We start from the raw sequence: 14,912 nt of genomic DNA, 5'->3' as shown, positions 1-14,912 counted from the left end.
TTCAACTCAGTTTGAAGCAGAGAGACGCATCTGACGCGCGGCACGTTCTTCATGCGACTGACCGCGAATCAGAACAATCAGCAACGCCGCGCCAATCAGATCGAACGCGCCGAGCAGGCCGAACAGCGGACCATAACCGACCTTGTCAGCCAGCGCGCCCACCAACAGCGAGAAGCCCAGGCCGCCGATCCACGCCGCCATGCCGGCAAAGCCGCTGGCGGTGCCGACCTCTTCCGGATCGAAGACGTCCGCCGACAGCGTGTTGACCAAGCCGGAGATCATCTGGTGCGCAAAGCCGCCCACGCAGAACAACGCAATCGCCGTGTAGGGAGACGCCACGAGCCCGACGCACGCCGGACCGATCATCATGAACGCACCCAGCACGACGCCGCACACACGCGACCACACCAGCGGAATGCGGAAACGCTTGATCAGGAACGGCGACAGGTAACCGCCCACCAGGCCGCCCAGGTCCGCCGCCAGGAACGGCAGCCACGCGAACATGGCGATCGCTTTCAGATCGAGATGGCGTTCGTTCACGAAGTACAGCGGAATCCAGAAGCTGAACGTCTGCCACGCCGGCTCGGCGAAGAAGCGCGCCAGCGCAATCGCCCAGAAACGGCGGGACGTCACGACGTCCTTGACCGGGCGCTTGCCGCGCTCGGCGCTCACGGGGCGGAGCTGTCCGCCGATGATCTTTTCGCGCTCGGCGTCGGACAGCGCGGCGTGGTCTTTCGGCGAACGGTAGAACGCGAACCACAGCGCGGCCCACAGGAAGCCGATGGCGCCAGTCACCACAAACGCCGACTGCCAGCCGTAACGCAGATGCAGGAAGACCACCAGCGGCGGTGCCAACATCGCACCCAGCGAGGTGCCCGAATTGAACCAGCCGACGGCGACGGATTTTTCCTTGTCCGGGAACCATTCGGCCACGGCCTTCATACCGGACGGAATGGCAGCGGCTTCGGTCAGGCCCATCAGGGCGCGAAAGCCCGCCAGCGACAGCCAGCCGGTAGCGCCCGCGTGCAGCACGCCAGCAAACGACCACAACACACCAAACAGCGCAAAGCCGATACGCAAGCCGACCAGGTCAACGATAAAGCCGCAGACCGGCTGCATGATCGTGTAGCCGACTTGGAAGGCCGCCACCACGTAGGAATACTGCTGGGTGCTCATCCCCAGCTCGTTCTTGAGTGTGGGCGCCAGCACGCCCAGCGAGTTACGCGCCAGATAGTTGACGATCGTGCCCAGGCACACCAGCACGATGATCCACCAGCGCAAGCCCTTGATGGTCTTCACGGTGTTGTCTCCGATATTTTTTTATTGGTTACCGATCTACGAGGCGGCGTGCTACGACGTGCGCCGCCTCGGGTTCCGCCGTAGCAGTCAACAGTCAACGCACCATGCAGGGGCGCTTGTTGTCGAACTGCCAGTTGGGAATCAATTGGCGCATGGCGATTGCGTCGTCGCGCGCGCCCAGGCCGTGCTGCTTGTAGAGGGCGTGGGCCTTCTCCAGTTGCTCCATGTCGACCGTGACGCCCAGGCCCGGGGCGGCCGGAACGGCAATCTCACCGCCGACGATCTGGAACGGTTCACGCGTCAGGCGCTGTCCGTCTTGCCAGATCCAGTGCGTGTCGATGGCGGTGATGTTGCCCGGCGCAGCCGCGGCCACGTGCGTAAACATCGCCAATGAAATGTCGAAGTGATTGTTGGAGTGCGAACCCCAGGTCAGGCCCCAGTCGTCGCACATCTGCGCCACGCGCACCGAGCCCTGCATCGTCCAGAAATGCGGATCGGCCAGCGGAATGTCGACGGAGTGCAACTGAATGGCGTGCCCCATCTGGCGCCAGTCGGTGGCGATCATGTTGGTGGCCGTCGGCAGGCCCGTGGCGCGGCGGAATTCCGCCATCACTTCGCGGCCCGAGTAACCGCCCTCGGCGCCGCACGGGTCTTCGGCGTAGGCCAGCACGTCGTGCTTGTCGCGGCACAGGCGAATGGCCTCGGCCAGCGACCACGCGCCGTTCGGGTCCAGCGTGACGCGCGCCTCGGGAAAGGCCTCGGCCAATGCAGTCGTGACGACCATTTCGTCATCGCCGCTCAGCACACCGCCCTTGAGCTTGAAATCCTTGAAGCCATAGCGCGCATGGGCGGCCTTTGCGAGGCGCACGACCGCCTCCGGCGTAAGCGCTTCTTCGTGGCGCACGCGGGTCCAGTCGTCCGTGGCATCGCTGCCGTCGGCGTAGTCCAGGTCGGTGCGTTTGCGGTCGCCCACGAAGAACAGGTAGCCGAGCACCGGCACCTTGTCGCGCTGTTGCCCCTGCCCCAGCAGCGCCGCCACAGGCACGCCCAGATGCTGGCCGAGCAAGTCGAGCAGCGCGCTTTCCAGCGCCGTCACCGCATGCACGGTGGTGCGCAGGTCGAAGGTCTGCAACCCCCGGCCGGCGACGTCGCGATCGGCAAATTGGCGACGTACGCTGTTCAATACGTTGTTGTACGCGCCGATCGGTTGTCCGACAACCAGCGGCGTCGCGTCCTCGATGGTCTTGCGGATGGACTCGCCGCCCGGCACCTCGCCCACCCCGGTATGACCCTCGGAGTCCTCCAGGAGGACGATATTGCGGGTGAAGAACGGGCCGTGCGCGCCGCTCAGATTCAACAACATACTGTCGCGGCCCGCCACGGGAATGACTTGAAGGCGGGTAACGCGCGGCGTGCGAAGTGGGGAGTCGGTGGTTTTGTGATCCATGGTCATCACGTATGTCATCAGTCGTCGTACAACACGGATGCGACTATAATTGACACATTCCGACCGAACCACCCCTGGTAAACCCGCCCCTCCCGGAGACCGCATGCCCACCGCCAGTTCGCCCGCAACGCACGTGCGCCGCACCCAAAGCCTGGCGGACGTAGTGGTGGACCACATCAAAGGGCGCATCGCCAACGAATCGCTGCGCATTGGCGACAAGCTGCCGACGGAATCCGCATTGATGGAAGCGCTGGGCGTGAGCCGCACGGTGATACGCGAAGCCATTTCGCGCCTGCAAGCCAAGGGGATGATCGAAACGCGGCACGGCATCGGCAGCTTTGTCCTGCCGCCGCGCGCAGACAACAGCATCCCGCTGGGCGATGCCTCCACGATGCACGACATTCTGAGCATGCTGGAATTGCGCGTCGCCATTGAGACGGAGTGCGCTGGCCTGGCCGCACAGCGCATTTCTCCCACCGAGATCGATGCCCTGCGTTTGGCACTCGAAGCCATTGAGCAGGACCAGGCGGACGGCAACGACAGCGCCACCTCCGACCTGCAGTTTCACCTCAGCATCGCGCGCGCCACCGGCAATGAACATTTTGTCGGCGCCCTCGCCCAACTCGGCAAGACGCTCATCCCTCGCACGCGGATCGGGCTGGCACAGGTCGGATACCTGAACGCTCCGGAACTGCGCGCCACGGTCAACCGCGAGCACCACAGCGTCTTTGAAGCCATCGCCCGCAAAGACCCTGAAGCCGCCCGCGCTGCCATGCGCATGCATCTGTCAAACAGCCGGGAACGCCTGCGTCGTGCGCACGAAGCGGCTGGCACTCAATCGGCCGCGACAGGCAGCTGAGCCGGCCAATACGGCCCCATGTTGTACGACGTCTTACTAGTTGCGCAGCGCCTCGCCCATTCGCCGACCCTCAGCGCTGTTGATAAAGATTTGCATTCGCCCGCTCTCAGCCACGTAACCTGAGCTTGCACCGACCCCTCGTGGGTGCGCTCCGGTCGCGGAAGAGAGAGCCGCGGCCTTCTTGGCCCTGATGCTGCTGTCCCGAGTGTCAGGGCGTTTCTTTTAGTGGTGGGCGCTCGAATCCCCTCCCCTGCTTCACCAACAAAAAAACCCCGTCTTGCAGGGCTTTACGTTGAAGCGACCGACTCAGCGTTCGCGTGCCAGCACGTGATAGCCGGCCAGCAGGATGACGGCGCCCACGACCGCGCCGGCAAACCCCGCCAATTGGCCGGGCTCATACCAATGCAGCAACTGGCCGAGAAAGGCCGCGGCCAGCGCACCGGCAATGCCGACCATGATGGTGAGGACGAAGCCGCTTGCGCCGCAGCGCGGCGTCACCCATCGGGCCACAAGCCCGGCCAGAAAGCCGATGAGGATGGTGATACAGAGCAATTGCATGGCAGCGGCTCCGGCGGGTCAAGGCTGTCAGTGCGTTGCTTCGGCGTCGATCACGCGCTCCAGGCAGAAACCCTGCCCGTAGATGGCGCGCAGCCGCAGACCGTTTTCCGTGCCGAGCAGCAATTTCTTGCGCAGGCGCGAGACATGCGTATCGAGCGTGCGTGAATACGGGCTCAGCTCGCGGCCCCAGAGCGCCAGTTCGATGTCTGCGCGCGAGAGTACACGCCCCGCATTCGCAAACAAGAGCAGCGCCAACTCAAACTCACGCGCATGCACTGACACCGACGCATCGTGCAGGCGGATGGAACGATTCTGCCGATCGAGCGTATACGGCCCCAGGCGAATCTCCGACGCCCGCACGGCGCGGCTCACGGCAAAGCGGCGGATCAACGCATCGAGCCGCGCCAGCAACTCAGGTGCACGGATATCACCTTGGAAGCACAGGTCTGCACCGTGGTTGAGCGCCTCTGCGGTTTCGGTATCGGCCTGGCCGTCGGCGAGGTAGACGATCGCCATACCGGGGCCCACGCGCTCGCGCACGCTGCGCACCAGCGACAGGCCTGGCATGTCGTGCGCATGCGCGCCGACCATCAGCAGGTTGATGCCGTGCAGATCGATGGCTTCAAAGACCTGGCGAGAGAGAAACAGCGGCACACATTCAAAGCGCGTGGGCTGCAACGCGGAGTGGATCGCCTGCTGGCGGGCGAGGTGCGTATCGATCAGACCGATTTTCATGGCTCGGTTTCGTAGTTGACTGCGTGCGGCGCAATCAGGCGGTGGTGCGACGATGTTGTTGTGCATTGCTGCCGTCGCGACCACCGCCGCGCCACATGGATACGTGCCGACCAGCCAGCCAGAAGCATTCGACCTGCGGCGGGTTCCCGTCGCCGCGCAGGGCTTGATGCAGTTGCGCGCGAACGCATTCGTAGTCGCATTCGCTCAAAACATCGGTTGCAGTCTGGCTCAACATGCGGGGCGCCTCGGGCGTGTCTGTGCTCGGTTTTCCAAGGTGCCGTCGTCTCTCGGCCGGTGTGTCACCGGCACATGCTGTGCGGGTCGGCCAATGAACTGTAGGGCCGCCGCAGTGCCGAAATGCAAATGATTGAAAAGGAAATGTGGCGAAGACCACACGAGGCCGCGATGGCCTCAGGCGTCGTGGCGATGCTTGGCGCGCGGCAGCCACAGCGTGAAGGTGGAACCCAGACCCGGTGCACTCTGCACAGCAATCCGGCCGCCGTGCCGGTCAACCACGGTCTTCACGAACACGAGACCCAGCCCACTGCCGGACGGCGCATTGGCCGCGCCCTCATGCAAGCGATGGAACGGCTGGAACAGCCGCGGCTGATCAGCCAGGGCAATGCCAGCACCCTGGTCGGCCACGGCCACCGAGAACATCGCCTCGTCCTGCTCCACCGATACCGTCACCATGGAGCCGGCTGCGCTGAACTTGATGGCGTTGTTGAGCAGGTTCACCAGCGCGCGCACCAGCAAGCGCGGCTCGCCGCGCACCGCTGCTTCGATGTCGGCCACCACGCGCACTTCCACCTGGTGGCGATTCGCGAGCGGCCAGACCTCGTCGGCGGCATCGAGCACAAGGCCCACCAGATCCACATCCACCAGCTTGAGCGTTTGCGATTCGGCGCGCGCCAGGTCGATAAAGGCATCGGCCAGCTCAAGTGTTCGCGACGAAAGCTGCTCGATGCGAAACAGCAGCACCTCGCGGTCCAGCGCACGCGAGGCATCGCGCTGCAGTTCGATCAGGGCAAGGATGGCACTCTGCGGCGAGCGCATATCGTGCGAGATGAACTGCAGTGCTTCTTCGCGATGGCGTTCCGCCTGCCGCACCGGGGTGATGTCGGCAAAGCTGACGATGATGTCGACAGGGCGGCCCGCTTCGTCCCGCAACGCGGCAGCATGCATCAACATCGAGCGGCCGTCGTGCGTCTGTAGCTCGACAGGTTCGAGCCCGGTGGGATCGGCGAGCCAGCGTGCCCAGTAGTGCTCTCCCGCTGTGGGGTCGGGAAACGCACGCGCCAGCAGCGTCGACAGGTCGCGCAGCGCGGCCGCGCGGATCTGGCCCGGCGTCTGCATCTGGCCGGCCAGGTCTGCGCTTCGGCCATTCGCCAGGCGGATCGTGCCGTCGTGCGTGCAGATGACGGTCGCATCGGGCAGGCTCTCCAGCGCATCGGCCAGGAAGCGGCGCAGCCCACGCAGCTTGTCCGTCAGCGAGGCGACGGCATCCATGTGCGCGCCGAGCGTGCGGCCGGTGCGGGCCAGCGGCGCGGTATCGCCCAACAGGCCGGGCTCGCGCGCCAGACGCTGCAGCTCGTCGCGCAGAAAGCGCAACGCGGCTTCCTGCTGGCGCCAGCTCCACAGCGGATACAACACCAGCGGGCCCACCAGCGCCGCAAACGGCGGCAGCCAGCGATTGCCGACCACCAGCGCGCCGATTGCGCTCAGCAACAACACGGCGGCACCCGTTACCGCCACGGCAAGCGCCATGCGCGGCGTGAGCCAGCGCACGGCAAATGCGGTCATCAGCAGGGGGAGCAGCGTCATCGCCCAGAACACGCCCGGTGGCGCCGGCAGGATGGCGCTGCCGTCGAGTACCGTCTGCGTGGCATTGGCAAGCACTTCGACGCCGCTCATCGTGCGCGAGGGCGGCGTCGCAAAGATGTCGGACACTCCCGATGCGGTGGCCCCGATCAGCACCAGCTTGCCGGCAAGCACCTCGGTCGGCACGTGGCCGTTGAGCACATCCAGCGCCGGCACATGCCGGTAGGTACCGGCCGGCCCCGCAAAATTCAGGCGGATATGCGCCTGCCGCATCCAACCGCCGGCGTCGGACTCCGCATCAGGCAGCGCCGGTACGGATGAAGGCGGGCGCAGCGCGTGCCGCGCAAGCTGCACGGCAAGATGGTCCAGCACATGCGCTCGCGGCCCCTCTGCCAGATACATGCCGCGCACCACGCTATCCGCATCGGGGGCGGCATTGATATGCGCGACGGACGCGTTGATACCGAGGAACGGATAGTGATACACGCGCCCCTGCTCGGTGCGCTCCGGCAAGGCCGGCAGGATGACGTGTCCGGCCTGCTCGATGGCGGCAGTCAATGCTCGATCGCCTTCGGGCTGCGCGAGATCGGGTTCGATCAGCAGAATATCGACGCCGATGGCGCGCGGCTGCGCCCGTCCCACCCGCGTAATCAGGTCGGCCAAGCGGCTGCGGGGCCAGGGCCAGCGTCCCACTGCGTCAAGACTCTGGTCATCAATGGCAACGACGACGATGTCGTCGCGCGGTGCATGCCCGTGCAGCGTGACGACCGTGTCGTATAGCGCCGCATCCAGCCGCGCGACCACGCTCCAGCGCACCGCGCCGAATGTCAACAGCGCTGCCAGCGCCACCAGCACCCCCCACTCCACCAGCGCGCGCCGCCCAAGGCTGCGCACGGCCGATTGGGCGGGTACGGGTTCAGTCATTGAGGAGGAGATTGCCGCCGCCGCTCTGCACCGGGCTGCGCGCGGAATCGCCGACGAAGGCACCGACGTCAATGCGCTGCGGCTTGGCGTAGACCACCGATGCCGCATCGCCCAAGTCGACGCCGGTGCGGATGTAATACACGCCGGACGGCGGCCGCGGAATGGTGGCCTCGTTGCCTTCGCTCACGATGTCGGCGATGGGTTTGGCGAAGCTTGTGTCGGCCGCCAGTTGCACACGCGTGCGCGCGCCAGATGCCGCCAGTTCGGGCGACAACGCCGACCAGTGGGCATGCAGCTTGCCGTCATCGCTCGCTTCCACTTCGGCTGTCGGTACGGCGTCCGGCGGAATGTCGAGCACGCGAAAACGAAGCACATCGCTCCACGGGCCGGTTTTGCCGTCCGCTGCCACCGAGCGCACACGCCACCACCATGTGCCAGCCGTCAACGGCCTGGTCAGACGCACGTCCTCGCCATGCTGCTGAACAGCCGGCGAGGCAAAGCTCTCGGTGCCCGCCACTTCCATGTCATAGCTACCAGCATCGGACACGACAGCCCATGCAAATGCCACGTCCCCGCTGCGGTAGGTCCGGCCGCTGGCGGGCTGGATCGTATAAGGCGCTTCCGGGTGCAGGCGCACGGTGAACGGCCGCGTGGCCGATTCGCTAGTCAGTCCGAGTGCGTCGATGCTTTGCACGACGAGCGTGTAGTCGCCGTCCTCATCGCCGCAGAGCGTTACCGCGGGCGTCTTGCTCAATTGATAGGCGCTGAGTTCGGTCAGCGCGGCATCCCGCGCCACTGCAGCGCGATAGCCGACCGCGCCCCTGACCGGCTGCCACGTCGCGCGCAGGCACGGCGTCTGCACAAGTTGCGGAATGACGTCGAGTTTGGGCGCCGCCGGCAACGCAGCCCGCTTGAGGTGTCCCGCCGATGCCACCACGCCAAAGCCAGCCTTGACCGCTTGCCTCTGACGACCGGCGCTTGTGGCAACCTCACCTTCCAGCACGGAACTCGTCGAACCCGCTTCGCTGGCCCGCACGCGGAAACGCGTACCTCGCACGCCCGTCACCAGCGCAGGCGTGGAAATCTCGTAACGGCCCACGCCGCTCTTCTTGGGCGAGACGTTGGATTCCGCTTCGCCTTTCTTCACGTGCACGCGTACATCGATCAGCCCGGCACGCGCAAACGCCCGCACACGCGAGAGCGCCACGTGGCTGCCCGGCGGCACCGTCACGCGTGTGCCGTCATCAAAAGCCAGCGTGACTCCACCTTTGTCGCCGGTGTCGATCTGCGACTCTTCAGCGAGCTTCATGCCCGCTTGCAGCGGCTTGCCGCCGGTGGTTGCATCGCGTGCAAACACCACCTGCGCCGTCGAGGGCACCACTGGAATGCGATCGAACGAAATCCGGAGGAGCGAGCCGGGCTTCAACCGATACGGATCGGCCACATGGTTGCGCCGCTGCAGCAGGCGCCAGCCTTCGACGCTGTCCATGTAACGTTCAGCGAGGTTGATCAGCGTGTCGCCCTGCTGCACGCGATAGATGAAATCGCCACCGTCAGCGCCGGAAGGCTGAGCCATCGCCGCCTGCCACACGCCGCCAAAAAGAACGAACGCGCCGACAAACGCGGCGCGCCCAATCAAACCACCCCAGATTGCGTCAGCTTGCTTCACCATCTTCCTGCGTGGTTTCGAGCCGATAGCCGTGCGAGTACACCGAGACCAGCCGCACGCCATTCTTCTGATTGAGATCGAGTTTGAGCCGCAGCTTGGAGATATGGGTGGCAAGCGTGCGCGAATCCGGGCCGATGCTGCGCCCCCACACTGCCTGCTCGATCAGCTCACGCGGCACCAGCTTGCCGACATTGCGGAACAGGTACAGCCCAAGATCGAACTCGCGCGGCGAAAGCTCAACCTGCGAGCCATTCAACGTCAGCACGCGCCCGACGGGGTCCACTGCGTACGGGCCGACGCGAATGCGTTCGAGCGATTCGCTCGTGCGCGGCGCGGCACGACGCAGCAGCGCACCGACGCGCGCCACCAGCTCGGCGCGGCGCACCGGCTTGACGACGTAATCGTCGGCGCCGGCAGCCAGCCCACGCACCACGTCGTCTTCGAGCGAACGGTTGGTCAGAAACAGCACCGGCAGCGCCGGGCCGACCGTCTGCCGCACCCAGCTCACAAGCTGGATGCCGCTGATATCGGGCAACTGCCAGTCGAGCAGCAGCAGGTCGAACGTGCGATCCCGCAGCGCCTTGACGAAGGCATCCCCGTTACTGAAACACTCGCATTCGTATCCAGACGAAATCAGGATCTCGCGGATCAAATCCGATTGCGCCTGGTTGTCTTCCACCGAGGCAATTCGTATCGCCATCTGGATTGCCCTTTCCCCGTTTCGGGTCCGGCACCGCTATGCGAAATGCCGGCTCACTCCGTGCGTCGTTGTGATCGGGGTCCCGGACCGGCGCATCGTAGTTCAATCCGCCAGCCACCACCGGCGCGGCACCCACTTCCCGCGCAAGACCTTACCTACGCCCTACCGGCAGGTGTCGCACCCCGGCTTAAGCCCAACTCATCCTAAAAGGCCGCCCCTGCGATATTGCAAACAATTGTGAAAAGCTAATCGGAGAGCCCGGTTTTGTGGCGTTCTATCATTTTTTATCACGCCATTACAAGGTGCGAGCTCTCAGAAAGTATAGGAGCCAGCCCACGGGCGGGTAGGGCGCCCGGGTATACGCTGCCCCGAACCCTCGCTACCGAGCCTTCCGCCAGCGCCCTTGTTCGGGCGTTCAAGCCGCAGTCGCCGCCCAGAACATCAGCACTGCCAAGCTGAGGGCTGCTCCCCAGAAGACATATCCTTGATCATCCTGCCGACGCATACACCTGCGTCGAAAGCACCGCCCCCAATCCACTGCCCGCCGCATAGAACAGCATGTACGCGCCAAACAGCCGGCTGTGCGCCTCCGGCCGCAAGCGAGAAATCAGCCTCTGATTGAGCACGTGCACGGCCTGCACACCCAGGTCCAACAGAACCACACCGACGATCAGCCCTGCCAGATGCTGCGCCCCCAAACCGAGCGGCAGCCAGGCTACCAGTAGCAAATCCAACGCGACGCCGGTGGCCGCCTGTGCCCAACGGCGATCCGCCTGGTGCCCCGCTCGCGCGGCCGCCAGCGCGCCAATCACGCCAACCAGACCGAATGAGCCAATGCCTGCTGGCGAAAACTCATAGGGCGGCGCACTCAGAGCCAGCGCCATCGCGCCCCAGAAGACATTGAACGCCGCGAACATCAGCAAACCGATCAGGCCACGTCCCTGCAAAACAGGTTCGGCCATCAGGAGTTGCCACATCGAGCGCAGAAGCGCTATGTATTTCGGGGGCGAAAGTACAGTCGGCGGCGTCGGCAACGCGCGCCAGAGCATACACAGCATCGCCACCGAGAAGCCTACTGACGTCGCATAGACAGCACGCCAGCCGGCGACTTCAGCGATCCAGCCCGTCAGGGCATGTGCCAACAGAAGACCGATAACTACCCCGCCCTGTACCGCGCCAACCACGCGACCACGCTCCGGCGAAGGTGCCAACACGGCGGCGCAGGCTATCAGTCCTTGTGTCATCGCGGTGCCAAGCAAACCGATAGAGAGCATGCCAAGCAGCAACGACCAGTGCGCCTGCACCAGACCTACCGCGAGCAGCGCCGGCGTGAGCAGGACGAGCCGCACCAGCAGCTCTCGCTTGCACGGCCAGCGGTCGCCCAGCGGAACGACTAGCGCCAGAGCAAGCGCACAACCAACTTGGGTGGCACCGATGATGCCGCCCACCCATGCGTCGCTGAGCGCAAAGTCACGGGCCAGTGCTCCGAGCAGCGGCTGGGCGAAATAGACGTTGGATATGCTGGCCGCTGCGCAGAATGCCAGCATGCCAACCCATCATGCATGCGGCAACACTGAAAAAGTGGTTGGCCCGCTCGGTAGACGAACCGTTCACAGCGCAATCACGGGATATCTCCACCTCGCTTGGTTTTAAAATAGAACCAAATAAGCCTGGTCAACGCAGTTTTCTCATGCAACCGCTGCGCTGAGGCGGGATTGGTCGGCCATGCCGTCAATGCTTTGTGTCAACATGGCGTTGGTGCGTTGTCCAAACTGGAGAGTCAAGGCGGAAAAGGCCGAGCTCGGAGCGAGTTCATCGCGGCGATGCAAACAAAAAGCCCCGAACCAGTCGGGGCTTTTTTCGCATTTTTGGAGGCGGAGGCCGGAATCGAACCGGCGTACACGGCTTTGCAGGCCGCTGCATAACCACTTTGCTACCCCGCCAGGGGCTCAGCACCGCATTGTAGCAATTCATGAAGAACCGCGTATTTGCCGTGCCGATAAACAAAAAGGGAAGCAAGGCTTCCCTTCGGGATTGGAGCGGGAAACGAGGCTCGAACTCGCGACCTCAACCTTGGCAAGGTTGCGCTCTACCAACTGAGCTATTCCCGCATTTTTGGCTACCAGCACTGCCGTACAACCTTTGTGCTGCCAGACCGTTTGCGTCACATCACTGCAACGCGAGAACGAGATTATGGCAAAGAAGAATCGCCGTCGTCAATACTTTTGCGCAAGAGTTTTTAGAGGCTCATTTTGCGCGCTCGCGGATCTGCGGCCAGGCGAGCTTCATGTAGTACGCCATCGACCACAGCGTGAGTACTGCCGCCACGTAAATCAGCCATGTGCCCCACACCTGCGCGTCGATCATGCCGAACAGGCGGCCCTCGAACAGCAGCAGCGGAATTGCGATCATCTGGAAGGTCGTCTTCAGCTTGCCGAGAAAGTTGACGGCCACGCTCTTCGACGCGCCAATCTGCGCCATCCACTCACGCAGGGCGGAGATGGTGATCTCGCGGCCAATGATGACGAGTGCGATGACGTCGGACACGCGGCCCAATGACAGCAGCACCAGCAGCGCGGCGGCCACCATCAGCTTGTCGGCCACCGGATCGAGGAAGGCACCGAAAGCAGAGGTCTGGTTCCAGCGGCGAGCAAGAAAGCCGTCGAACCAATCAGTGAGGCTTGCTACGATGAAGAACACCGCGGCCGTCAGGTTCTTGGCGGGCAGTGCCATCCAGGTGTCCGGCACGTAGAACACGCCCACCACCAGCGGGATCATGGCCACACGCAACCAGGTCAGGAGGATCGGGAAGTTGAAAGGCATGGCAAATCGAGAGGACAACCGCCGCGCAAGCTCGACCCCACGCGACAAGATGGGGCATTGTCGCCGATCAATGCAACTGACGGTAGATTTCTTCGGCGAGGGTCTGGGAGATGCCTTCCACCGTGGCGAGTTCGGCGACGCTCGCGGCCATCACACCGCGCAGGCCGCCAAAGCGCGCCAGCAACCGCTGCCGGCGCTTGGCGCCGATGCCTTCGATCTCTTCCAGCCGCGACGTGTTGCGCGCTTTGGCGCGCTTGGCGCGCATACCGGTGATGGCAAAGCGGTGCGCTTCGTCGCGAATTTGCGCGACGAGCATCAGCGCGGCGCTGCCCTGCCCTAGCTCCAGTGACGGCCGGCCATCGGCGAAGACCAGCGTTTCGAGGCCCACCTTGCGCCCCTCGCCCTTGGCCACACCGACGAGCAATCCAATATCCAACCCCAGTTCCTCAAAAACCTGGCGAGCGACTTCCACCTGCCCCTTGCCGCCGTCGATCAGCACGATGGTCGGCATGTTGGGCGCGTCTTCGCCTGCCTGCTCGACGATCTTCTGGTAGCGGCGCGTGAGGACTTGCCGCATGGCCGCGTAGTCGTCGCCGGGGGTGATGTCCTGGATGTTGTAGCGGCGGTATTCGCTGTTTTGCATGGCGTGGCTGTGAAAAACCACGCACGAGGCTTGCGTGGCCTCGCCGGCGGTGTGGCTGATGTCGAAGCACTCGACGCGCAGCGCGGCAAGGTCTTCCAGGTCAATGCCGATGGTCTCGGCCAGCGCAAGTGTGCGGGCCTGCTGGCTGCCTTGCTCGGAAAGGCGACGCATCAGCGACAGCTCGGCGCCCTTCTCCGCCATCTCCAGCCACGCGCGGCGCCCGCCCTGCGGCTGGCGCACAACCGAAACGCGGCGCCCGGCCTGCTCGGCCAGCGCGTTGATCAACTCGGTTGCGTGAATCTGATGGCTGACCACCAGCACCGGCGGCACAAACTGATCGAGATAGTGCTGCGCGACGAAGGCTTCGAGGATGTCGCTGGCCATGCGTTCGGCATCGCGTGATGTTTCTGCCGCAGCCTCACCGTCGGCTTCCACATCCACGCCGACAATGGCGGCGCCCTCTTCCACGTGCGTGGGAAAGTAAGCCTTGTCGCCCAGATGGCGCCCGCCGCGCACCATCGCGAGGTTCACGCAGGCGTGGCCGCCCTTGATGGCAACCGCCAGGATGTCGATGTCGCTGGCGTGGCCGACTTCTTCCACCGACTGCTGCTTGAGCACCGTCGACAATGCACCGATCTGGTCGCGCACGATGGCAGCCTGCTCGAACTCCAGCGACTCGGCGTAGCGCTGCATCTTGTCCTGAAGCGTCTGCATGACCTCGTCCTGCCGGCCCTGCAGGAAACCGGCCGCGTTGGCGACGTCGCGCGCGTAATCCTCTGCGCCGATCGCCTGGACGCACGGGCCACTGCAACGATGAATCTGATGCAGCAGGCACGGCCGCGTGCGGTTATTGAAGACGGTGTCTTCGCACGTGCGTAGCTGGAACACCTTCTGCAGGATCTGCATGCTCTCTCGCACGGCATGCGCGCTCGGGAATGGGCCGAAGTACTGATGCCTGCGATCGGTCGCGCCGCGGTAATACGCCATGCGCGGATACGCGTGCTGCGTGAGCTTGAGATACGGATACGACTTGTCGTCGCGAAACAGGATGTTGTAGCGCGGCGCCAGCGCCTTGATCAGGTTGTTTTCGAGCAGCAGCGCTTCGGCCTCGTTGCGCACGACCGTGGTGTCGATGCGCGCGATCTTCGCCACCATCATTGCGATGCGCGGCGAAAGCAGCGTCTTGTTGAAGTAGCTCGACACGCGCTTCTTGAGGTCGCGCGCTTTGCCCACATAGAGCACGTTGCCCTGCGCATCAAAGTAGCGATACACGCCCGGCAGGTTCGGCAGGCGTGCGATGTGTGCTTTCGCATCGAACTCGGGCACATCCGCTGGCGCGCTGGGCTTGACGCTCTCGGGCGTCTCGGGGGGCTGGGGTTGCGTGGGGTCGGACGACATGGCGTTCGCTGGATCAGAGGCCGTCAGTGTAGAACA

General features: G+C 64.4%; 12 protein-coding genes and 2 tRNA genes. 1 reads left to right on the top strand and 13 read right to left on the bottom strand.

The features are described 5' to 3' along the window. Nucleotides 1–6: 6 nt before the first annotated feature. Nucleotides 7–1,299 (bottom strand): MFS transporter, encoded by a 1,293-nt coding sequence (locus tag BEK68_RS04235; RefSeq protein ID WP_012435243.1) that lies wholly within the window; start codon nt 1,297–1,299, stop codon nt 7–9. A 94-nt stretch (nt 1,300–1,393) separates the two neighbouring features. Further along, nucleotides 1,394–2,764 (bottom strand): glucarate dehydratase, encoded by a 1,371-nt coding sequence (gene gudD, locus BEK68_RS04230; RefSeq protein WP_012435242.1) that lies wholly within the window; start codon nt 2,762–2,764, stop codon nt 1,394–1,396. An 85-nt stretch (nt 2,765–2,849) separates the two neighbouring features. Here gudD and BEK68_RS04225 point away from each other — a divergent pair, with 85 nt between their 5' ends. Further along, nucleotides 2,850–3,605, top strand: coding sequence for a FadR/GntR family transcriptional regulator (locus BEK68_RS04225; protein ID WP_012435241.1), 756 nt, complete (start codon nt 2,850–2,852; stop codon nt 3,603–3,605). A gap of 306 nt (nt 3,606–3,911) precedes the next feature. Here the strand turns inward: BEK68_RS04225 and BEK68_RS04220 are convergent, their stop codons facing one another. From BEK68_RS04220 to uvrC, 11 genes are all read right to left on the bottom strand, one after another. Further along, entirely contained in the window at nt 3,912–4,163 is a 252-nt protein-coding gene (locus tag BEK68_RS04220) for a GlsB/YeaQ/YmgE family stress response membrane protein (RefSeq protein WP_004636586.1), read from the bottom strand. Between the two features lie 27 nt (nt 4,164–4,190). Beyond that, entirely contained in the window at nt 4,191–4,898 is a 708-nt protein-coding gene (locus BEK68_RS04215) for a response regulator transcription factor (protein WP_012435240.1), read from the bottom strand. 34 nt (nt 4,899–4,932) lie between these two features. Continuing rightward, entirely contained in the window at nt 4,933–5,133 is a 201-nt protein-coding gene (locus BEK68_RS04210; RefSeq protein ID WP_004636581.1) for a hypothetical protein, read from the bottom strand. Between the two features lie 176 nt (nt 5,134–5,309). Continuing rightward, nucleotides 5,310–7,643, bottom strand: coding sequence for a CHASE2 domain-containing protein (locus BEK68_RS04205; RefSeq protein WP_012435239.1), 2,334 nt, complete (start codon nt 7,641–7,643; stop codon nt 5,310–5,312). Next, the gene (locus BEK68_RS04200) at nt 7,636–9,315 is read right to left on the bottom strand and encodes a FecR domain-containing protein (protein WP_012435238.1); all 1,680 of its coding nucleotides are present in this window, start codon (nt 9,313–9,315) and stop codon (nt 7,636–7,638) included. The genes BEK68_RS04205 and BEK68_RS04200 overlap by 8 nt, the downstream gene beginning before the upstream one ends. Next, a complete protein-coding gene (locus BEK68_RS04195) occupies nt 9,299–10,012 on the bottom strand; it encodes a response regulator transcription factor (RefSeq protein WP_004636575.1) in 714 nt (237 codons plus the stop codon). Before BEK68_RS04195 ends, BEK68_RS04200 begins: the two co-directional genes overlap by 17 nt. Before the next feature lie 488 nt (nt 10,013–10,500). Beyond that, the gene (locus BEK68_RS04190) at nt 10,501–11,559 is read right to left on the bottom strand and encodes an MFS transporter (RefSeq protein ID WP_012435237.1); all 1,059 of its coding nucleotides are present in this window, start codon (nt 11,557–11,559) and stop codon (nt 10,501–10,503) included. A 322-nt stretch (nt 11,560–11,881) separates the two neighbouring features. Beyond that, nucleotides 11,882–11,955: transfer RNA gene (locus tag BEK68_RS04185), tRNA-Cys, on the bottom strand. 92 nt (nt 11,956–12,047) lie between these two features. Continuing rightward, nucleotides 12,048–12,123 (bottom strand) — tRNA-Gly (locus BEK68_RS04180). 136 nt (nt 12,124–12,259) lie between these two features. Continuing rightward, nucleotides 12,260–12,835 (bottom strand): CDP-diacylglycerol--glycerol-3-phosphate 3-phosphatidyltransferase, encoded by a 576-nt coding sequence (pgsA, locus tag BEK68_RS04175; RefSeq protein WP_004635606.1) that lies wholly within the window; start codon nt 12,833–12,835, stop codon nt 12,260–12,262. A gap of 67 nt (nt 12,836–12,902) precedes the next feature. Beyond that, nucleotides 12,903–14,876: an excinuclease ABC subunit UvrC gene (uvrC, locus tag BEK68_RS04170; RefSeq protein WP_012435236.1), complete on the bottom strand. Its 1,974-nt coding sequence runs from the start codon at nt 14,874–14,876 to the stop codon at nt 12,903–12,905. Nucleotides 14,877–14,912 lie beyond the last annotated feature (36 nt).

It is taken from the genome of Ralstonia pickettii, from assembly GCF_001699815.1.
GTDB lineage: Bacteria > Pseudomonadota > Gammaproteobacteria > Burkholderiales > Burkholderiaceae > Ralstonia > Ralstonia thomasii.
The sequence above is the reverse complement of the archived record's forward strand: the minus strand, read 5'-3'. Positions and strand labels throughout refer to the sequence as shown.